Genomic DNA, 19,804 nt, shown 5'->3' on the forward strand with positions numbered 1-19,804 from the left:
TCAGCTGCCCTGCTTCAGCAGCTCGTTGGACTTCTCCTGGGCGTCCTTCACGGCGTCCGCCGCGCTCTTCTTGCCCTGCATGGCCAGCTGCACCTGGGACACGATGGCGTTCTGCACGGCCGGGGAGAGGTTGGTCTGGTTGGTGGAGGCCGTCTTGAGCTGGTCGGCGACGAGCTTGCGGGCCTGGGAGAACGGGTCGGTGCCGGTGACGTTCTGGAAGAACGGGTCGTTCAGCGACTCGGTGGTCGTCGGGAAGATCACCACGGCCGGGTCCTTGCACCAGGCCGTCTGGTTCTCGGCGTTGGTGAGGAACTCGGCGAACGACAGCGCGGTGGCCGCGTGCTTGCTGGTCGCGGCGACCGAGATGTACTGCGGGGCGCCGGCGGAGGCGACGCCGAGGGCGTCGTAGGGCTGCTGGCCGACGGCCGTCTTGGCGTAGACCGACGGGCTGTTCTGCTTGACGAACCGCACGAAGCTCGGGTTCGTCGAACCGTAGGCCACCTTGCCCTGGCTGTAGAGCGTGGACGGGTCGTTGCTGGAGGACAGCGAGTCCTTCGGCATCGCGCCCTCCTTGTACAGCTTCGCCATCCACTCGACCCACTGGGTGGTGCGCGGGTCGTCGCCGAAGACGGCGGACTTGCCGTCGCTGGAGAGGACCTTGATGCCCATCTGGTCGAAGTCGGCCGGGATGCGCCAGATCGGGTTGGCCATCGTCGCGAAGTACTTGCCGTCGGCGGCCTTGGCGACCTTCTCGTAGTCGGCGAAGAGCCCGAAGATGCTCGTCGGCGCCTTCGCCGGGTCGATGCCGGCCTTCTCCAGCAGGTCCTTGTTGTACGTCAGGAGGACGCCGCCGGTGTACCAGGGCAGCGTGGTGTGGATCGACTTGCCGGAGGCGTCCGCGAAGGTGGCGGTCTTCCAGAACGACGGGACGAAGGGCTTGGACGAGTCCGGGTCCTTGGTGCCGATGTCGAGCAGATAGCCGGCCTTGGTGAGGGCGGTCGCCGTCGGCGCGTTGACGTTGATGACGTCGGCCATCGTGCAGGCTTGGGCGTCGGCGACGGTCCGGCTGGTGAAGGTGTTGTCGCCGGGGTCGTCGATCCACTTGACCTTGGTGCCGGGGTGGGCCTTCTGGAAGTCGGCGATCACGCCGTTGAAGAAGTCGCCGAAGTCTTTCTTCAGGTTGGTGGTCTGGAAGGTGATCGTGCCCTTGACGTCCCCGGTCAGCTTCCCCGACCCGACGTTGCCCTTGTCGACCGAGCAGCCACCGGCGGTGGCGCCGCTGTCGTCGGAGCCTCCGGAGAGGCCGCATCCGGCGGCCGTCAACGTCAGTACGACGAGACAGGACAGGGATCCGGTCAGTCTTCTTGCGCGCATTGCTGCTGCCCTCCAGGATGCTGGTTTGATTCACCAACTTCGACTCCGAATGATGAAAATGTGGACCAGAATTCATCGGAGGTCAATGGGGTGCCGTGTTGCTTTTAGGTTCCGGAACCTGACGGCAGCCGCCTCAGTGGCGGTGTTCGTGGTCCGGTTGGGACGGGTCCCCGGGGTGCTCGTGCCCGGGCGCGTACACCACGTCCACCCGCGCCAGGTCGAGCCACGAGAAGAACGCCCGCCGGCCCGCCGCCTGCCTCAACTCGCCCTCGATGCCCGCCTTCACGTGCTCGTACGGCAGGAAGTCGGCATCCCTCGCGGCACCGAACGGATCGACGCCGCCGCGCAGGGACTCCACGGTCAGGAACCGGTCCCGGTTGCGCTCGTAGTACTCCCGCAGGGCCGCCTCGGGGATCGTCTGGCGCTCTTCGAGGTGCCCCAACAGCGCCCGCGCCGCGGCCGAGTAGGCCAGCACGACCGCGACGATGCTCCCGAGCCCGGCGACGTCCGCCTCCGGCACGGCGGTCAGCACACCTGCCCGGGGCGGTTCCGGAGGCTCCAGCCCCCGATCCGTACACGCCCGCCGCGCCAGTACGTCCGCCACGACCACCTGCGTGGCCCAGCGCCGCCGCTGCCGCTCCGCCCGCGCGACCGCCTCGGGCCGCGCCGTGTCGCCATCGCGCGCCGGTACGGCCGCCAGGACAGCGTCCACCTGCTCCCGGGCCACGGGTTCACCGCGTACGAGGGCACAGGCACCCTCGGGCGGACGCGCGGACGGGTGCGTGGAGGGACGCGCGGGTGGATCCGCGTGCGCATGCGGATACCCGTGCCCATGTTCCTCGTTCACGGCGTCACCTCCAGAACCACGGCCTCCGTGTACGCCACGCACCCGTGCCAGCCGGCCTTCGCCATCAGCCAGTACGACCCCGGCGCCAGCGCCCCGCCGTCCACCTCGATCCCGCACTCCACCGACTCCCCGGCCGGTACGGCGAACCCCCGCACCCCGGGCCCGACCCCCGCCCACGTCCCCCACGAGGACACGGCCCACAACGTGCCGCTGATCTCCCCGAGGGTCGTGTTGCGCAGGCTCACCGGGACCCGCACGCGCTCCCCGCGACGCACGACCACCCGGTCGGCCCCGAGCCTGGTCAGCAGAGTCGGGCCGGTACGCCCGTCCGGCGCGCCCTCCGCCACGGCGCCCGGCACGTCCAGGGCCACCGTGTCCTCGTACACCTGACCGCCGTACGGGAGGCGTGCGGTGAGCCAGTGGCGGCCCGGCGGCGCGTCCTTCGGCGGGGTCACGGTGACCTCGGTGAGGGTGAATCCGGCGGGGCCGAGGGCGTACGGCAGCTCGGCCGGTTCGGCGGACCAGCCCGGCGGGACGCCGAGGGCCAGGGTGCCGGAGACGGGGGAGTCCGTCAGCTCGGAACTGATCCGGACCGTCACCGTGACCGGCCCGGAGGCGGTGAGGGCGGTGGGGGAGAGGTAGACGGCGACGGGCAGGTTGCCGCGCGGGGCCGGACCGGAGTTGTGCAGCCAGTAGCGGGAGTGGACGGGCTGCGCGGGCTCGTACGCGTCGATGCCCGCACCCGTGCTCACGCCCTCGGCAGTCGGTGTACCGGCGGGAGTCATCAGCAGGGTGGCGACCTCGAACCCGGTCAGACGGGCTCCGAGGCCGCCGTCCGCGTCCGGGGTCAGCGGCTCCCCGGGTGTCTCCAGGAGGTCGGCACGGGTGCCGTCCGTCCAGGCCACCGGCCCGCGCACCCGCGCCGACGCCGGTCGGCCGTTCACCTCGTGCATCCGTACGACGACACCGCGCCCCGGGTCGGCGGGCGCCACGCTCCCCCGGGCGAGCGGTGAACCGGCGGGCTTGAGGGCGTCGAGGAGTACCTCACCGGCGGGTTCGAGGCTCAACAGGGTTGTGGTGCGGGGAAGTTCGACAGTGTCCGCAGCTTCCGTGGAGCGGTCCCGAACCCGTGCCCGCAGGGGATGGTTGTACGCGTGCCCAGCCTGCGGCAGCCGCAGCTCGCGCCAGTCGCCGGTGCCGCCGAGGACGGCGTACTCGAAGGTGTGCGACCAGCGCTGGAGCTGGAAGGCGGAGCCGTCGGGGGCCGTGCGGCGGGGCGGGTCCACCCAGAAGCCCGACGGCCAGCCGGTGCAGGAACGCATCAGGGACATGTAGAGGTCGCCGGAGGGCGTGACCACACAGCCGGGCGTGCCCCGGTTCAGGACGGCGAAGCCGGTGCCGTCCCAGGTGTCGCCCGGCGGCAGCGCCTCGCCGCCGCCGGCCGCCGTGGCACGGACGACGGCGTCGCCGAGATCGGCGATCAGCGCGTCCACCGCCTTGGCGTCGTCCTGCGGACCGCTGCCCGCCACCACGAGCAGCGGCAGCCGCTCCAGATCGCGCAGATCGGCCCCGGGCACCCACTCCTCGCGCAGCCCGGCACGCGGCGCGACCCATACGGCCGCCACGCCCGACTCGGCGAGCTGGCGCCGGAGTTCACGACCGGCGGCCGGGTCCATGCCGAGGGCCTCGGCGACGACGGAGTTGCGGTCGGGGGTGCCCACGGCGATCCGGATGTCGGGGAGGTTGGAGTCGATCTCCAGGTCGCCGTAGCGTCGGCCGTCGGCGATCGTCGAGGTGGCTGTGACCCCCACCCGTACCAGCGCGGCGGCGAGTTCGGCACCGAGTTCACCGGCCTCGGTCCAGGACGGGTATACCAACTCGGCGACACCGAAGGCCCGTTGGCCGAGAAGCGCGCCGGAGTCGTCGTGCACGGCCACCCGGGCGGTGCTTCCCAGCGCGAACCAGTTGTTGGCCGGGTTGTCGAGCGTCCACGGGAACTGCTCGCTGTCCACCTCCACGAACCCGAACCCGCGCCCGATGACCGCGTCGGCCACCTCGTGCACGGGCAGCCCGCCCTGGACGTTCGAGGGCCAGCGGACCCGGATGAGCCGGTCGGAACCGTCGTACCCGTCGACGGTGGTCGACACGTCCAGCCGGTCGACGCCCTCCCAGAGGGTCAACTGCTGCGTGTAGGTGAAGAGTTCGCCGAGGGCGGCGGTGACGGTGAGCCGGGACCCGGCCGCGGAGTGCTCCACCTTCACCGAGGCCGTGACGCTCCCGCTGCGGGCGGCCGTCGTCCCGGTCGGGGTGAGATGCCAGGGCCCCTCGCCGAACTTCGGGTGCGCCGGATACTCCTCCTGCACGACCAGCTCGTTGCCGATGTCGCCGGCGCGCAGCAACTCCCGCCCGCCCTCGCTGAGCCGGCGCAGGCTGCTGACGCCGCCGCCGCGAGCGGGGTCGACCGTCACCTCGTAGAACCCGTTGCTGATGGTCAGTCCGTCGCCCGGAGTCCAGCCGGGTACCGAACCCTCGCCGAGCGGAAGCGCCTTGAGCCCGAGGCCGGGTACGCCGGGCGCCACGACCCGCAGTTCACCGTCCGCCTCCCGTACGGCGGGCAGCGGCAGCCCGGTTGTGTCGTCGAGGGGGACGAGACCGTCGGGGAGGCCGGTGGTGAGGACGTCCCGGCGTTGCCAGGTCGCCGAGTTGAGGACGACGAGGTCGGGTCCGCCGCCGGGCAGCGGGGTCACCCGGTCGGCGAGGGCCTGGGTGGCGTCGGTGTGCACGGACTCGGCGAGGTCGTACAGCTCGCGCCAGCCGGTCATCAGGTCGATGTAGACCTGGTCGGACTCGGAGCCGGTGACCGCGTCGTGGTGGGCGCCGTAGATCAGCTGCCGCCAGGCCTTGTCGAGGGCCGCGTCGGGGTGGGCGCGCCCGGTGACGAGGGAGGCGAGCGTCGCCCAGGCCTCGGCGTCGGCGAGGACTGTCTCGCCGTACCGCTGGGCCTGCTTGGTGTCGATGTACGAGACGTCCTTGCCGGTGTAGACCGGGTTCATGTCCCGGGTCTGCGGCGAGGCCCTGCGCCCCTCGGCTTCGAGTTCGGCGCGTACGGCGGCGAAGAAGTCGCGCGGGATCGCGGAGACGAAGCGCGGCCAGACGTACCGCTCGTTCCAGTCGCGGTGGATGGCCATGACCCAGCGGCAGGGCGGCGCGTAGTCGCCACCGACGGGGAGGAGGACGTTGCGGGTGAGCGCGACCTTCTTCAGCCCGGTGAACAGCTTGAGGGCGGCGGCCTCCGCCTCCGGGAGCGTGGGCGCGTTGTCGATGGCCCAGCCGGCGCCGTAGTGGTTGACCATGTACGCGGTGAGGAGACCGCGCCCGGAGGGGGCGATCCAGTCGAACTCGGCCTGGAACTGCATCCGTCGGGGGTCTCGGGGTTCCTCCCCGAAGACCGACATGGTGGGCCCCCACTGGTGGAAGGGCCCACGGGCCCAGGAGCTGGAGGAGAGCCCCGCGTCGGCCATCAGCCCCGGGAACTGGGGGTCGTGCCCGAAGGCGTCCAGCTGCCAGGCGGTGTGCGGGTCGGCGCCGAGGATCCCGCGCTGGAAGCCGTCGCCGTAGAGGGCGTTGCGTACGGTCGCCTCGGCGCCGGTGAGGTTGGTGTTGGGCTCGTTGTACGTGCCGCCCATGATCTCGACGCGCCCGGTGCGCAGCAGCTGCCGCAGGAAGGCGCGCTCCTCGGGGAAGGCGTCCCAGTAGGGCTTCAGGTAGTCGACCTCGGCGAGCACGAAGGTGTACGCGGGGTCGCGGCGCGCGAGGTCGATGTGCGCGCGGACGAGGCTGATGCCCGACTGGCCGCGCCAGTCGTAGGTGCGGGCGGGCAACCCGGTGGTGGCCGGGTCGTCGACGTCGTCCCAGGTCTCGGTGTAGGCGGCCTGGGTGTTCCACCAGACGGGGTCGTAGTGGAAGTGGCTGACCATGAACATGGTCCAGCCGGGCTCGGCGACGAGGAGGCTGCCGGTGAGGGAGGCCCGCAGACCGGGGTCGTCGGTGTCCTCGGCGGTGACCGTGATGTGGGTGCGCTCGCCGGGGGGCAGGCCGCAGACCACGGATATCTCGACGCGGAGGGTCCCGTCGTCACCGACGGCCGCGAGCGTCTCCCCGTCGGCGCGGACGCCGGGTCCTTCGGCGGTGAGCCGGACCGTACGGCCGGCGGTGTGTCCGAGCTCGGCGGTCACCACCTGACGAGGGTGCTCGGCGCTGCCGACGAACAGCTCGGTCGACTCGACTGAGGTGACGCGCATGGGTCTCCTACGAGGCCTACGGGAGAAACGGGGGGCGCCCATCGTGGCACCGTTCGGATGGTTCAAACAACCACCTTCAAGTTTCCTTGGTGGTTCATCCATGCAAAAGCCGCCCCGGGGTGAGAACACCCGAGGCGACTTCTGTGACGTACGACGACTGCGCAGGACTGCTCAGCGACTGCACCCTGACTGCACTGCGACTGCTCAGCGTGTGCGGCGGGACTTCACCGCGTGCTCCCTGGCGATGTGGTCGGTGAGGGCGAGGGAGGCGCTGGCGCGCTGGTAGGAGAGCTGGGCGACCCGGACGTACAGGCAGTCGATGAGGACCAGCACGGAGTGCCGGGCGCCGATGCTCTCGGTGCGGAAACTGGTCTCCGAGGAGGAGGAGATGAGCCGTACGTCGGCGGCGCGGGCCAGTGGCGACTTCGGATCGGCGGTGATGGCGACGGTGGTGGCGCCGCGCTGCTTGGCCAGTTCGAAGGGCTCGATGGTCTCGCGGGTGGAGCCGGAGTGCGAGATGCCGATGGCCACGTCGGCGGGGGTGAGAAGGGCGGCGGAGGTGAGGGCGGCGTGCACCTCGGTCCAGCCGCGCACCGCGCACCCGATGCGGAAGAGCCGTGTCTCGGTCTCCTGGGCGACGGCGCCGCTGCCGCCGACGCCGTACACGTCGATGCGGCGGGCGCGGGCGGCGGCCTGGCCGGCGCGCTCGATGGAGTCGAGGTCGATACGGTCGATGGTCTGCTGGATGGCGCGGAGATCGGCGCTGCCGACGACCTGGACGACGCGCTCCAGGCTGTCGTCGGGCGAGATGTCGGGCCCGATCTCGGCGGTGCCCCAGTCGGAGACCTCGCCGCGACCGCGCTCCTGGGCCAGCTCGATGAGGAGATGCTGGTAGGAGTCGAGGCCGATGGCACGGCAGAACCGGGTGACGGTGGCCTGCGAGGTGCCGGTGCGGCGGCCCAGTTCGGCGGCGGAGCAGTGGGTGACGGCGGCGGGGTCCTCGAGGATCAGCTCACCCACCTTCCGCAGGGAGCCGGCGAGGCGCGGCAGTTCCGTACGGATGAGGGTGGTGACGTCGGTCGGGGGCATCCCGTTGCTGGAGCCGGTCCGTTCCATGGGGTTACCCGATCTCCTTGGCGCTGTGCGGCTGTACTTGACGGTAGGGCGAATGTACCAGCCACCGTCTGTAGGGCAGTTTGAATTCCAGGACCGGAACACCGAGACAACCAGGGTAACCGGGACGGATGGCCCGTGCGGGGCTTTGCCTGTGGCCCGTTGCCCGCAGCCCGTAGACTGTGATTTATTGATTCACCGATAGCGGTATAGTGGGTGGTTCAATCCACCGGTGGGGAGTGTCGAGTGTCTGTCGAGTCCGTCAGCGCGCAGGGGTTCGTGCGCGAGAGCCGGGCCGTTCTCGACCGCGTCACCGGGTCGGAGGCGGTCCAGGAGTCGGTGACCCGCGCCGCCCGGCTGATCGCGGACTGCATCCGTGCGGACGGCGTGATCCAGGCCTTCGGTACGGGCCACTCCCAGGCCCTCGTCCTGGAACTGGCGGGCAGGGCCGGCGGCCTCGTCCCCACCAACCGCCTGAGCATGGCCGACCTCGTCCTCTACGGCGGCGACGACCCCGGCGCCCTCGACGACCCCCTCCTCGAACGCAAGCCGGGCATCGCCGGGCGCCTCTACGAACTCGCGGCGCCGCGCCCCGCCGACCTCTTCGTGATCATCTCCAACTCGGGCGTCAACAACGTCATCGTCGAGATGGCCCTCCAGGCGAAGGAACGCGGCCACAAGATCCTCGCGATCACGTCCCTCACCCACACGCGCACGGTCCCGGCGGGCCACATCAGCGGCAAGAAGCTGGCCGACATCGCGGACGTGGTCCTCGACAACGCGGCCCCCACGGGCGACGCGCTCCTCGAACTCCCGGGCGGGGGTGCGGTGTGCGCCCTGTCGACGCTGACCGGCGTGATGCTGGTGCAGATGACGGTCGCGGAGACGGCGGCGACGCTGATCGAGGCGGGGGAGCGTCCGCCGGTGTACGTGTCGGCGAACGTACCCGGAGGCTTCGAGGGGAACCTGGGGCTGGAGCGGCACTACGGCGACCGAATCCGGCGACCGGCGAGCTGACCCGAGTTGAGCTGAGCCGACCCGAGTGGAGCTGAGCGGCGTAAGGGGCTGACGCCTCGCCGTGTCGTCCTCGGCGCACCGAAACGACCGCACCGGGACGCCGAGTGCGCGGGCGGTGGCCCCGTAGAGGGCATGCCTGCCTCTGCTCCGCCTTCGACTCCGGCCACGGAGAAAGCAGTTGCCGGACCGGCGCCCGTCATGGACGATCCCGAACCGTGACGACGCATGCCGACGAGCCCCGCCCCGACCGAACTCCGACGCCGGTCCCGCCCGTGTCCCCTCCCGGCACCCGCCCCCTCGCCCTGGTCACCGGAGTGGGCCGCACCGTCGGGATCGGGGCCGGGATCGCCCGTCGGCTGGCGGAGTCGGGCTGGGACATCGCCTTCACCTACTGGACCCCGTACGACACCCGCATGTCCTGGGGGATCGAGCCCGGCGCGACCGAGGCGATCACCCGGTCCCTGGCCGCGCGGGGCGCCGCGAGCACGGCGATCGAGGCGGACCTCGCCGACCCGGACACCCCGGCGCACGTCTTCGACGAGGCCGAGCGCAGGATGGGCGGTGCGGACGCCGGTGCCGGTGTCACCGCGCTGGTGATGTGCCACTGCGAGTCGGTCGACTCGGGCCTGCTCGACACGACCCTGGAGAGCTTCGACCGCCACTTCGCCGTCAACGCACGCGCGACCTGGCTGCTGATCCGGGAGTTCGGCCGCCGGTTCACGGCGACGCCGGGAACCGGCCGGATCATCGGCCTCACCAGCGACCACACGGTGGGCAACCTGCCGTACGGCGCGAGCAAGGGTGCGTTGGACCGCATCACACTGGCGGCGGCCCGCGAACTCTCCCACCTCGGTGTGACCGCCAATGTCGTCAACCCCGGCCCGGTGGACACCGGTTGGATGTCGGAGGAGGACCGGGCGAACGTCATCCGGCACACCCCGCTGGGCCGCCTGGGGACACCGCAGGACACGGCCCACCTCGTCGGATTCCTGTGCTCCGAGGAGGGGCAGTGGATCAACGGGCAGCTTCTGGAGAGCAACGGGGGGCTCGCGTAGGGGACTTGATCGCTTCCGGGCCTGCTGATTGGCTGGCCGGCATGACCGATCTCGGAGCCGTCGCCTGGCCGCCTGTCCCGATCGGGACCGAGAGGCTCGTCCTCCGTGAGCCCGAGGCCCGGGACCGGGCGGCGTTCATCGAGCTGCTCGCCTCACCGGAGGTGCACACCTACCTCGGTGGCCCTCGGCCGCGTGACGAGCTTGAGCGCGAGATGCCCGAGGTGCCCGAGCGGTGGCCCGGCAGCTTCGTCGTCGATCTCGACGGGGCGATGATCGGCCAGATCCTGCTCAGGAGGGCAACGGGGCACCGTCGCCCGGCAGCCGTGGGAAAGGTCGACCTCGGCTACCTGTTCCTGCCGCGGGCCTGGGGATCCGGATACGCCGCCGAGGCGTGCGCGGCGGCACTCGACTGGCTCACCGGCGCGCTTCCCGGCGAGCCGGTGGTCCTCGCCACCCAGAACGCCAACGTCGCCTCGATGCGCCTCGCCGCGAAACTGGGTTTCACCGAGGTGGAGCGGTTCGATGCCTGGGGCGCCGAGCAGTGGCTCGGCATACGGTCTCCGGTCCCGCCGTCCGCTTGAACTCGCCCTGGAGGTAAGGGAGTTGTGAAGCCGTCGGGACGGGCGCACACCCCGGCGGGACCGCGCCACACCATGATCGAGGACCGGCCTTGACTCCGCATTCCCTGGCGTTCTACCTGGACGTCGTCACCACCGGCACGGTGCTCGGCGTGGGCCCCGCGGATTCTCCCGAGCGCGTCGCGGAGGTCCTGGGGCCGGACTTCGCCGAGGACCACTTCGGCGACCGCGGCATGGGCCTCGGCTACGGCTACGGCTTCGTCGAGTTGTTCTGGGACCGCGCCTCCGCCGAACACGCCTGGTCGGGCCACCACTTCACCGTGCAGGTGCACCGGCTCGCGTTCCGGGACCGCGCCGACGTCCACGACGTGCTGCGCGCCCGGTACGGACGCTTCACTCCCAGGCTCCGGTTCGAGAAGCTGGAGCGCCTGCTGGCACGGCGTGGCGTCCCTCTGCTGGAGATCCCGGAAATCCCGGCGTCCGGTCCGTATTTCCGAACGTTCTGGCAGCCCGATTCCCGTGTGGCCGTCACCGTCATAGGCACCTACGACGAGCACGAAACGCCGGACAATCTGCGGGTCGGTGACGTGTACAGCGTTCACGGCCCGCTGGCCGCCGCGGAAGTGGAGTGGCGGCGGGCGCAGGCCGGGTAGCGCGGCGACGGGCGGGCGCCTCGCGCGGACCCGGGCCGGCTACAGGGGGATCAGACCGGCGTCCGTCGGCCGGAAACCGCAGGCCTCGAAGTAGAAGGAGCGCAGGTGCTCCTCGAAGTCCACGTGCAGCCACTCGCAGTCGGCGGCGCGGGCATGCTGGGCGGCGGTGGCGATGAGCGCGGCGCCGATCCCCTGGGACCGGCAGTGCCGGGCCACGACCGTGTCCAGGACGAAGGCGTGAACTCCGCCGTCCCAGGCGACGTTGACGAACCCGACGAGGGAGTCACCGTCCTGGGCACAGACCCAGCCGAGGCTGTGCCGTTCCAGCCGGGCACGCCAGTCGGTGGTTCCCGGCGGACCGCCGAACCCCTCGGCGTGCAGCGCGTTGAGGGAGGCGTTGTCGAAGTCGCCGCGCCATTCGTACGTGGTCCTCGCCATGGGATCAGGCTTGAGGTGGAATGCCTTTTTCGTCATGGCCAGGTCCGGTCGAGGCCGCCGAGCCGCACGGCGTACGCGGCGGGGCCGCCCTTCTCGACGGCCTGATGGATCGCGCTGCGATGTGCGTCAAGCCGCTCCACCATCTCCAGACTGCGGAGTTGCTGGTTGTCGAGGTAAAAGAGGACGGCGGAACGTTCGAGGACTGGCTGGATCTCCAGGTCCCGCGTCTTGATACGGCCGTCCTTCGACAGCGGAACCCATGCCCTGTCGAGCCCGTACGAGATCCACTCTTCGTCAGGAATTTCCTGCGCGTCCGCCGGGAAGACGTCGACAATGCGGTGCACCACCCAGCCGCGCTCCCTCAACTCCTCCGCGACACGGCGTCCCAGGTTCCGGTCGAGAAAGAACTCAGGAAGCAAGGCGCACCACTGCGTGGCAGAGCAAGTCCACCTGCTCGGGCGTCATGTCGTACTCGTAGGCGATGCCCTCGACGCTCTCACCGGCTTCCCAGAGGTCCGTGACGGACTTGACCGTGACGCGGTTGGCGGCGATGACCGGCAGGCCGTGCCCGAACCGGGGGTCGAGCACGACGGGTACCGCCTCCCCGTACTGCTTCAGCCGCAGGCTCGCCGGGTAGTCGTCGTCCTCCCAGGTCAGGTAGCGGAGATACCTTGCCACCACTTCCTGGATGGGCGTCTGACCGTCCCGGGCCCTGCGGAGATCCCCGAAGCCGTGCTCGACGAAGATGTCCACTCCGTCCGTCGCGATGCGCTTCGAGACAAGACCGTAGGGGGTGTCGAACGCTTTCCGAACGGCTGCGGCGGCCTCCCGGATCTCACTCATCCGCAGGCCGAGAGAGCGGAGGGAACGCAGTACGTGGGCCTCGGCCACGGCGATGAAAGGGACGGAGGGCTGCCCGTTGCGGACTGGTTCGACGCGGTGCACGAGCGGCGCGCCGGCCGCCGTTCCCTGGAGCCAGCTGGTGAGGGTGGACAACGGGACCTCCAAGTGGGAGGCCGTCTCCGCGGGCGTCAGAAGTCCGTCGCTGAACCGGTCGACCATGACCCTCCTCTCGTCGATCCCAGGATTCGCATGCTTGCACACCCAACTCGTCGACTGTGTGCCATGACGGCATGCGCCCATCGCGTGGTGCCGCGCCTTGCTACCGGCTCCCCGAGCCATCAGGCCGCCTCGGCTGTCCTGCAGTCGCGGCACGCGGAGGGCCCCGCCGCCCGGAACGCCCGTTCGCAGCCGTCGCAGGTCTGCCAGCGGAGGGTGAGGGGCAAGGGTGTGGCGGCCGGGAGGGTGCTCGGGGGTGCCGGGAGCGGGGCTTCGCGCAGCCGGTACGCCAGTACGCGTGCCGGGCGGGCACGGAAGGGGGAGGGCAGGCTGGTGGTGAGCGCCTCGGTGATCTCCTCGGGGCGGAGTCCCTGCGCGAGCCACCCGCTGACCGCCGGGGCCAGCTCGGCGACCTCGCTGCGGGACAGGATGAGCCTGCGGTCGACGATACGGAGCGAGGCGAGGATGACGACGGCCTGCGGGTCGGCATCGTCGAGGCCGAGCGGGGGAGGGGGAGGGGGTGTGGGCGTTGGAGGAGACGGCGGAGCAACGGGCGGGAGACTCGCGGGAGTTGCCGTCGGCTTGTTGTTCTCGGCGGGCATGGGCTCCGGTTCGGGCTCGGGCCTGCGCTTCGCCGGTCGGGTGGGCGGCTGCGGAGCACGCGGCGCCCGGTCACCGGCGTCGCGCGGTACGTCGTAGAAGAAGGTCTGGGTGCGTACCTTGCCGTTCGGCCCCCTCACCCGGCGCCGTTCCAGATGGCCCGCCTCCTCCAACTCCCGTAGCGCACGCGAGATCAGGATCTCGCCCTCGTCGAAGTGGGCGCAGAGCGCGGCGATGCTGATGCGGGCGCCGTCGGGGACGGAGAGGATGTAGGCCGCGACGCCGATGGTGACCGCGCTGCCGCGCCGCTGGGCGAGGGCGTTGGAGATCACGGTGAAGTTGGCGGCGAGGCGGGTGCGCACGTGGATCACACCGTAGGTGGGGGTGTCCGGGGAGCCCGGGGAGTCCGGTGTGTTCGATGAGCCCAGTGAACTCGTCGCGCCGGAGTTGGCGCACGAGGGCGCGTTAGACTGCGTTTCAGCCATTGGGAAGGTATCGCTTCCTGAGCGGTCAGGCCCTCGTCCAGGATTGCCGTCCTGGCGGGGGCCGTCGTCTTTGTGAGGTTGTTTCGGGGAACGTAACTCTCCGCACCCACTCACCGCAACCGCGTCACTCCTGAGGGTGAACAGGGGCACGCGGGGGCGGACGAGCGTGAACGGGCGGGAGGGAGGAGGTAGTTGGTTCTTTTCCCAAAGTCCTTTAGGGGGAGGGTCGTTGCCGCCCGCATCCCGGCGCACGAGGACCCGGTGCGACCTCAGCGCCGGTCGGCGGGCCAGTGCGGGTCCTGGTAACGGGCTGGGCCGGTGAGGCCGATCAGCCTTACCAGGTGCAGGAGTTCCCCGGTCGCGTCGTCCTGGGCGTGCAGCCGTGCGGGGGCGCGGCGGACCAGCCAGGCCGAGAGTTCGGTGCGCGCGGCGTCCACGTCGTCGTCCTCCCACAGCCACATGTTCCAGGGAAGCTCGTCTCTCAGCAGGTCGTACTCCCACACCGCAGCAGCTTCCGCCAAGTGCCGGTCGGCCACCGGGTGGTCGAGTCCCTCCCAGACCGTGAGCCATGGGCCGATGACGCCGGACGCCTCGGTGCACAGCGCGAGGAGTTCGTGCGCGGGGGCAACGGGAGCCGGGTCGGTGAGGCTGTGGGCCCACCAGGCGTGCAGGAACTCCCACACCACCGTGCTCTGGTGCACGGGCCACCGGTGCAAGTGGCCACGAGAGAAGGAACGTCCGACCTCGTCCATGAGGTACGGCTGCACGAGACCGCCGACCAGCGCTCTGGCGAACTGGGGCAGGACGCGGCGCAGTACCGCGCCGTGATCATCCCAGTCGGGGGCATGCCAAGTGCGGTACAGCAGGTGCGGGTCGAGTTCCACGTCCGGGACCTTCAGCAGCGCGAGCTCTTCCTCGCTGCCCCAGTGGCACTCGCACTGAGCCTCGTCGGCGCGGGCGGTCATCCCGCGGAAGGTGACATCCAGGCGGTCCAGGGCGCGGTCGAGCCGGAGTCGCGTGGGGGGAATGTCGTCGACGTTCGTCGTTGCCGGGTTCATCGTGTCGGCACAGCCTCAGGGGACTCCAGGTGGCTTCCGCCAGCCGAAGATTGCGACCCTACCGGCCCCGGCCGTGGTCGTCACCGGGGTTTGCTCTCCATCGATCCGGTGAACAGGTTCGACCTCGGCTTCAGAGCACGCAGGGGACAGGGCACATAGGGGACAGGTCGCAACCCGCGAGAAAATTCGGGGGCGGCGATCCGCACCGTGACGCCGTTACGGCGAAGGCGAGTTCACGCTCGGGCGCGGAGCGGTGTTCGCGGCCTGCCTCCAGCCGGCCAGCGAAACCAGCGGCCCGCCGTCGAGATGGGAGCGCAGCGCGCCCGCACTCGTACCCACGAACTCCGCCGGAAGGGCGCCGACTTCGACCCAGCGGACCTCGGCGTGCTTGTCGGGTTCGCGGTTCTCCGGCTCGCCGGTCCAGTCGTGTGCGGCGAAGACGACGGTGAGGTAGCCGTTGGGGATTTCGGCTCCCTCCGCGCCGTGGACCACGTGGGCGACCTCCAGATCCTCCGGCCGCACGGTGAGCCCGGTCTCCTCGTACAGCTCGCGCACCGCCGTGTCGGTGATCGGTTCGCCGGATTCCCTCTTGCCCATGGGCAGATCCCACATCCCCTGGCCGAACCTGGCACGCGGTCCGCGCTGAAGGAGGACGACACGGCCGGCCGTCCGGTCGTGCACGATGACGGCCGCCACCAGCACGGTCATGGAGTCGAGGGCGGGCGCGAGGGTGTTGGACTGATCGGCAATCGGCGGCTGGGGCACTTCGTGTTCCTTCACGTTCCTGATTCATGGGCCAGTTGAACGAGCCCTTCGATCGAGGCCAGGGCGGCCCGAAGGGCTGGATCGGGGGCCGGAGTGGTGGTCAGCAGAAGCACCTGGAACACAGCGTGTTCGGGGAATAGCAGGTCGTCCTCGTCGTCGCCCGGTATCGAGTTGGGCTGGATCTCGATCTCACGGCCGGGGCTCTTCGCGAGGTGGTACACACCCAGGTAGTCGCTCTCGCGCTCGGTGAAAGCCACCCCCAGGCGGTCGCTGACGAGCCGGACCAGTTCGTCGGGGGTGTGGGTGCTGGTGCCGTAGGTGTGGTGGTGGTCGGTCATGGTGCGCCGGAGTCTAGGGCTACCCACTGACATCGGGTTCCGTCCCCTGATCCGCACCGGCGACGTCCCCCTCGTACCCGTCCTCCCCCGGAGGGCCCTCACCCCCGTCGCAGCAGTGGCCGTTCCACCAGCGCGTACGACGCGAGGGCTGCCGCGGCCGTCGCCACCATGCCCATCGGCAGCAACTGGTCGTCGGGGACGCCGAGGTCGGAGAGGAGGCGGATGACGGGGTAGTGCCACAGGTACATCCCGTAGCTGAGGTTGCGGCCCACCCAGGCCAGGGCTCCGATCGAGAGGAGGCGGGACGGCCACGACCCCGGGAGCTGGTCCAGGGTCGCGACCACCGTGGCTGTCAGGACGGCGGCGACCATGAAGCCGGCCGTGTACCAGACGGGGTTCCACGCGCTCGCCCCGGCGATCGGGATCTGCCAGGCGACCAGGGCCAGCAGGGCGAGCGCGGGCCAGCACAGGCGTCCGGCCCAGCGGCGGAGCAGCGCCAGGCGGGGGTCGTCGGCGCGCAGGCGGGCCAGGACCACGGCCAGCAGGGCACCGATCAGGAGCTGGTCGGCGCGGGTGTCGGGGCCGTTGTAGATGCGGTGGGCCGCCGTGGGGTCCCAGAGGGCGAGGCGCCACAGCAGCGGCAGGACGCACAGGGCTGCCACCCAGGCCAGTGCCCTGCGTGCCGTGGTGTGCCGTAGAAGCAGCAGGAACAGGATCGGCCAGGCCAGGTAGAACTGCTCCTCCACCCCCAGGGACCAGGTGTGGCTGAGGGGTGCGGTGAGGTCGGAGTACGCGCCTGACTCACCCGCCCGTACGAGGTTGACCACCGACACCGCCGCCAGCGCCGCCGCCTTCCACGCCCCGTCGAACAGCGGCAGCGGTAGCGCCAGGGAGAGGAGCGCGGTGACCGCGCACATCGTGAGCATGGCCGGCCCGAGCCGCAGCCACCGCCGCCTGTAGAACGACCGCAGACGGATACCGCCGGTGCGGGCGTACTCGGCGATCAGCAGCCGGGTGATGACGAAACCGCTGAGCGTGAAGAAGACGTCCACGCCGACCGAGCCGCCGGGAACCAGATCCGGCTTCACGTGGTACACGATCACCAGGACCACCGCGACCGTCCGCAGCCCGTCCAGCCCCGCCACCCGCCCACGACCACGCAGCGCCGACGGAAATCCCCGCCCACCACCGGATCTGCGCCGAGGTTCCGCCACCGGCCCGCGCGGGTCCCGCGCGCTCCGCTCCGTGACCGCGTCAGTACCGGCCACGGCGGTCACGGTGTCAGCGGCGGCTACGGCGTCAGCGGTGTCTGCGGCGTCAACGGTGTCTACCGTGCTCCGGTCGGTGGGGGTGCTCATAACGTCCGCGCCTGCCCCGCCTCGGCGGCGCCACACCCGTCCTTATGGTCTCCACAGTTTCGGCGCCGCCTTCCGGATGCCGTGCCTCCACCCGGATTCCACCCGCGGTTCGTCCGAACCCCACCCGGACTCCACCCGTCCCCGACGGCCTCCACGCGTCCTCTCAACCCTGCGGGGCCCGCGCAGGTCTACCCTTTCGCCGCGGCACAGCACGACCTTCGAAGCGCCGTGGCCAGCGGTCATGCGGGTGAGCGGAGACGAAAACAGGATGAACAGTCGTACGGGAGCCCCTCGGCGCGTCGGCGCGGGCCGGAACAGCCGGCCGGGGCAACGCGGCACACGGATACACCGGACGCGTACGACCGTACGCCCCACGGGTGTGTTCAAGGACACGCCGGTCCGTGCCGACAGCCGCAGCGCCCCCCTGCTGTCGGGGCCCGCCCGGCGCATCGCCGCCGGAAGCGTGCTGCTGCTTCTGGTGAGCGGTGTGATCACCGTGGGTGTGTGGTTCTGCATCACGTTCCAGACCGCCGTCACCCCGGTGCTTCTCGCGCTGCTCCTGTCGGCCCTGCTCGGCCCGTTCTACCGGCGGCTGGTCCGGATGAGGTTCAACAAGTCGCTCGCCGCCGGGCTGACCTGCGTCGCCGTGATCCTGGTCATGGGCGGGGCCGCGTACATCGTGGTGAACGCCCTGCTCGACACCGGTGACCAGATCATCGACTCGCTGCGGGACGCGGCGAAGGACCTCAGCGAGCGGTTCGACGTGGTCGGCACCGCCCTGGACGACCTCGCCACGAACGCCCAGGACCTGCTGTCCAAGTTCGGCGGTACCGCGGTCTCCGGTGTGCTGAGCGGCGTCAGCATGCTCACCGAGATGATCGCCACCGGAACGCTCGCGATCCTGCTCCTGTTCTTCTTCCTCCGTGACTCCGACCGGGCCGTCGCCTCACTGCACTCGCTTGCGCCCCGCGGCTCCGGTGCGACCCTGGAGGTCATGGCCCGCCGCGCCTTCCAGGCGATCGAGGGCTTCATGCTGGGTACGACGATCGTCGCGTTCATCGACGCCGTCTGCATCACCGTCGGCCTGCTGATCCTCCAGGTGCCGGGTGCCGTCGGCCTCGGGGCGCTGGTGTTCATCGGCGCGTACATCCCGTACCTGGGCGCCTTCCTGTCGGGTGCGGTCGCGGTCCTCGTCTCGTTCGCGGACGGCGGGCTCACCACCGCGCTGTGGGTCCTCGGCGTGGTCACCCTCGTCCAGCTCCTGGAGGGGAACGTGTTCCAGCCGATGATCCAGAGCCGCACGCTCCAGATGCACCCGGCGATCATCCTCCTCGCCCTCACCGCGGGCGCCTCCCTCGCGGGCATCCTCGGCATGCTCCTGGCCGTACCGCTGACGGCGGCGGCGTTCGGCGTGCTCTCGGAGATGCGGGGGCGGTACGAGGAAGGGGTGAGCGCGGGCGTCGGCGCGACGCGCTGACCACCGCCCCGTCGCCCGGCGGGCCGTCGCCTTCACCCACCGGACGACCCGTATGGCCACCACCCGCGACCCCGTGGGTGCGCGGCGCGCGTAACATCGCGCTTCCGCTGCTGGGCCGCACCGCCATGCCGAGGAAGCTCGCGACCGGGTCGGCGGAACTCGACTACCGCTGACGCGAACACCGCACTACCGCTGGCTCAACTACCGTTGAGGGGAAGGAAATCGAAGGCGTGGAGACGGCGAGGCTGCTGATCCGGAGGTTCACCGCGGCGGACGCGCCGGCCCTGGCGGCGTACCGGTCCGACCCCGAGGTGAGCCGGTACCAGTCCTGGGAATCGCCGGTGCCGTCGGCGGAGGCCGAGCGGCTGGCCGCCACGTTCTCGGCCGGGGACCCCCGCGCTCCGGGGTGGTTCCAGTACGCCGTCGAGCGACGGGACGTTCCGGGGCTGATCGGCGACGTCGGGGTGTGCCGCAGCGAGGACGGACGCCAGGCCGAGCTGGGCTTCACGTTCGCTCCGGAGTTCCAGGGTCACGGGTACGCCACCGAGGCCGTCGCGCGGCTGGTGCGGTTCCTGCTGCTGGAGGAGGACCTGCACAGGGTCTCGGCCGCCTGCGACGGACGCAACGTCCGCTCGGCGCGACTGCTGGAGCGGGTGGGCTTCCGCCGCGAGGGTCACCTCGTCCGGAGCACCTGGATCAAGGGGGAGTGGACCGACGATCTCCTCTTCGGCCTGCTGGCGGCGGAGTACGGGACGGTTCCCTCCGACTGAGGCGGGCCGGGGCCGAGCGACCGGCCTGTCCGGTGTCGTCCCCGCCGACCGGACAGACCCTGGCCCATCAACACCACGAGGCACAGCACGGGGCTCACCACGAGGCAGTGACTGTCTGGAGGCGCTAGAGGCGGAGCATGCGCTGGGTGATCTCCCGGTACTGCCGCAGTGCGAGCCGGAGTTCGTCGGACTGGGTTTCGGGGTTCTGGTCCTGCCAGCCGGCGCGGAGGAGGGTCCGGTGTTCCGCGAGGGCGTTCACCAGCTGGGCGGTGGCTTCGTCGTAGGCGCTCTCGGCCTCTTCCAGCGCCTTGAGCGGGGTGTCGGCGAAGGTGTTGAGGGCGTGCTGGAGGCGTTGGAGGACCTTGTCCTGCTCGTCCGCCGGGAGCAGTGGCTCCGGGCCCGGCCGACGCCGCTCGGCAGAGCCCCGGGTCTGGCTCGCGGGCTGCTGGGCGCGTGTCTGGTCGTACATCATCGGGGATCGCTTCCATTCCGTCCGAAGGCACCGCAGGCATCTGAAG

General features: G+C 70.8%; 19 protein-coding genes. 6 read left to right on the plus strand and 13 right to left on the minus strand.

The annotated features are described in order from the left end of the window. From OG595_RS24925 to OG595_RS24940, 4 genes are all read right to left on the minus strand, one after another. Window positions 1-1,374, minus strand: coding sequence for an extracellular solute-binding protein (locus OG595_RS24925; RefSeq protein ID WP_329275597.1), 1,374 nt, complete (start codon window positions 1,372-1,374; stop codon window positions 1-3). Window positions 1,375-1,507: 133 nt separating this feature from the next. Further along, window positions 1,508-2,221: a peptidyl-prolyl cis-trans isomerase gene (locus tag OG595_RS24930; protein WP_443073135.1), complete on the minus strand. Its 714-nt coding sequence runs from the start codon at window positions 2,219-2,221 to the stop codon at window positions 1,508-1,510. Further along, the gene (locus tag OG595_RS24935; RefSeq protein WP_329275599.1) at window positions 2,218-6,522 is read right to left on the minus strand and encodes an NEW3 domain-containing protein; all 4,305 of its coding nucleotides are present in this window, start codon (window positions 6,520-6,522) and stop codon (window positions 2,218-2,220) included. The genes OG595_RS24930 and OG595_RS24935 overlap by 4 nt, the downstream gene beginning before the upstream one ends. A gap of 204 nt (window positions 6,523-6,726) precedes the next feature. Further along, the gene (locus tag OG595_RS24940; RefSeq protein WP_329283169.1) at window positions 6,727-7,611 is read right to left on the minus strand and encodes a MurR/RpiR family transcriptional regulator; all 885 of its coding nucleotides are present in this window, start codon (window positions 7,609-7,611) and stop codon (window positions 6,727-6,729) included. 270 nt (window positions 7,612-7,881) lie between these two features. Between OG595_RS24940 and OG595_RS24945 the strand changes: the two genes are divergently transcribed. The 4 genes from OG595_RS24945 to OG595_RS24960 all read left to right on the plus strand — a co-directional run bounded on the left by OG595_RS24945 (window position 7,882) and on the right by OG595_RS24960 (window position 10,938). After that, entirely contained in the window at window positions 7,882-8,652 is a 771-nt protein-coding gene (locus tag OG595_RS24945; protein WP_329275601.1) for an SIS domain-containing protein, read from the plus strand. Between the two features lie 215 nt (window positions 8,653-8,867). Continuing rightward, on the plus strand, window positions 8,868-9,707 hold the full coding sequence (locus OG595_RS24950; protein ID WP_443073136.1) for an SDR family oxidoreductase: 840 nt from the start codon (window positions 8,868-8,870) through the stop codon (window positions 9,705-9,707). Between the two features lie 41 nt (window positions 9,708-9,748). Then, complete coding sequence (locus OG595_RS24955; RefSeq protein WP_329275603.1) at window positions 9,749-10,288, plus strand: GNAT family N-acetyltransferase; 540 nt, start codon at window positions 9,749-9,751, stop codon at window positions 10,286-10,288. Window positions 10,289-10,377: 89 nt separating this feature from the next. Beyond that, window positions 10,378-10,938: a hypothetical protein gene (locus tag OG595_RS24960; RefSeq protein ID WP_329275606.1), complete on the plus strand. Its 561-nt coding sequence runs from the start codon at window positions 10,378-10,380 to the stop codon at window positions 10,936-10,938. Window positions 10,939-10,977: 39 nt separating this feature from the next. Here OG595_RS24960 and OG595_RS24965 read toward each other — a convergent pair whose 3' ends face one another. The 8 genes from OG595_RS24965 to OG595_RS25000 form a co-directional block, all read right to left on the minus strand. Beyond that, window positions 10,978-11,376, minus strand: a complete 399-nt coding sequence (locus tag OG595_RS24965) for a GNAT family N-acetyltransferase (RefSeq protein WP_329275609.1) — start codon at window positions 11,374-11,376, stop codon at window positions 10,978-10,980. A gap of 32 nt (window positions 11,377-11,408) precedes the next feature. Beyond that, a complete protein-coding gene (locus OG595_RS24970) occupies window positions 11,409-11,795 on the minus strand; it encodes a toxin-antitoxin system, toxin component, PIN family protein (RefSeq protein WP_329275612.1) in 387 nt (128 codons plus the stop codon). Continuing rightward, complete coding sequence (locus tag OG595_RS24975; protein WP_329275615.1) at window positions 11,785-12,438, minus strand: DUF433 domain-containing protein; 654 nt, start codon at window positions 12,436-12,438, stop codon at window positions 11,785-11,787. The genes OG595_RS24970 and OG595_RS24975 overlap by 11 nt, the downstream gene beginning before the upstream one ends. 119 nt (window positions 12,439-12,557) lie before the next feature. Beyond that, entirely contained in the window at window positions 12,558-13,520 is a 963-nt protein-coding gene (locus OG595_RS24980; protein ID WP_329275618.1) for a hypothetical protein, read from the minus strand. 269 nt (window positions 13,521-13,789) lie between these two features. Further along, window positions 13,790-14,578 carry a hypothetical protein gene (locus OG595_RS24985; protein ID WP_329275620.1) on the minus strand — a complete coding sequence of 263 codons (789 nt, stop codon included), beginning with the start codon at window positions 14,576-14,578 and terminating at the stop codon, window positions 13,790-13,792. 216 nt (window positions 14,579-14,794) lie between these two features. After that, window positions 14,795-15,286, minus strand: a complete 492-nt coding sequence (locus OG595_RS24990; RefSeq protein WP_329283174.1) for an NUDIX domain-containing protein — start codon at window positions 15,284-15,286, stop codon at window positions 14,795-14,797. Between the two features lie 68 nt (window positions 15,287-15,354). Then, entirely contained in the window at window positions 15,355-15,681 is a 327-nt protein-coding gene (locus tag OG595_RS24995; RefSeq protein ID WP_329275623.1) for a hypothetical protein, read from the minus strand. Between the two features lie 98 nt (window positions 15,682-15,779). Next, complete coding sequence (locus tag OG595_RS25000) at window positions 15,780-16,949, minus strand: acyltransferase family protein (protein ID WP_329275625.1); 1,170 nt, start codon at window positions 16,947-16,949, stop codon at window positions 15,780-15,782. Window positions 16,950-17,307: 358 nt separating this feature from the next. Between OG595_RS25000 and OG595_RS25005 the strand changes: the two genes are divergently transcribed. Both OG595_RS25005 and OG595_RS25010 read left to right on the plus strand, forming a co-directional pair. Beyond that, window positions 17,308-18,516 (plus strand): AI-2E family transporter, encoded by a 1,209-nt coding sequence (locus tag OG595_RS25005; RefSeq protein ID WP_329275627.1) that lies wholly within the window; start codon window positions 17,308-17,310, stop codon window positions 18,514-18,516. 230 nt (window positions 18,517-18,746) lie between these two features. Beyond that, a complete protein-coding gene (locus OG595_RS25010; RefSeq protein WP_329275629.1) occupies window positions 18,747-19,286 on the plus strand; it encodes a GNAT family N-acetyltransferase in 540 nt (179 codons plus the stop codon). 124 nt (window positions 19,287-19,410) lie between these two features. Here the strand turns inward: OG595_RS25010 and OG595_RS25015 are convergent, their stop codons facing one another. Continuing rightward, complete coding sequence (locus OG595_RS25015) at window positions 19,411-19,758, minus strand: hypothetical protein (RefSeq protein WP_329275633.1); 348 nt, start codon at window positions 19,756-19,758, stop codon at window positions 19,411-19,413. Window positions 19,759-19,804: the final 46 nt, after the last annotated feature.

This window comes from Streptomyces sp. NBC_01451, from assembly GCF_036227485.1.
Lineage (GTDB): Bacteria > Actinomycetota > Actinomycetes > Streptomycetales > Streptomycetaceae > Streptomyces.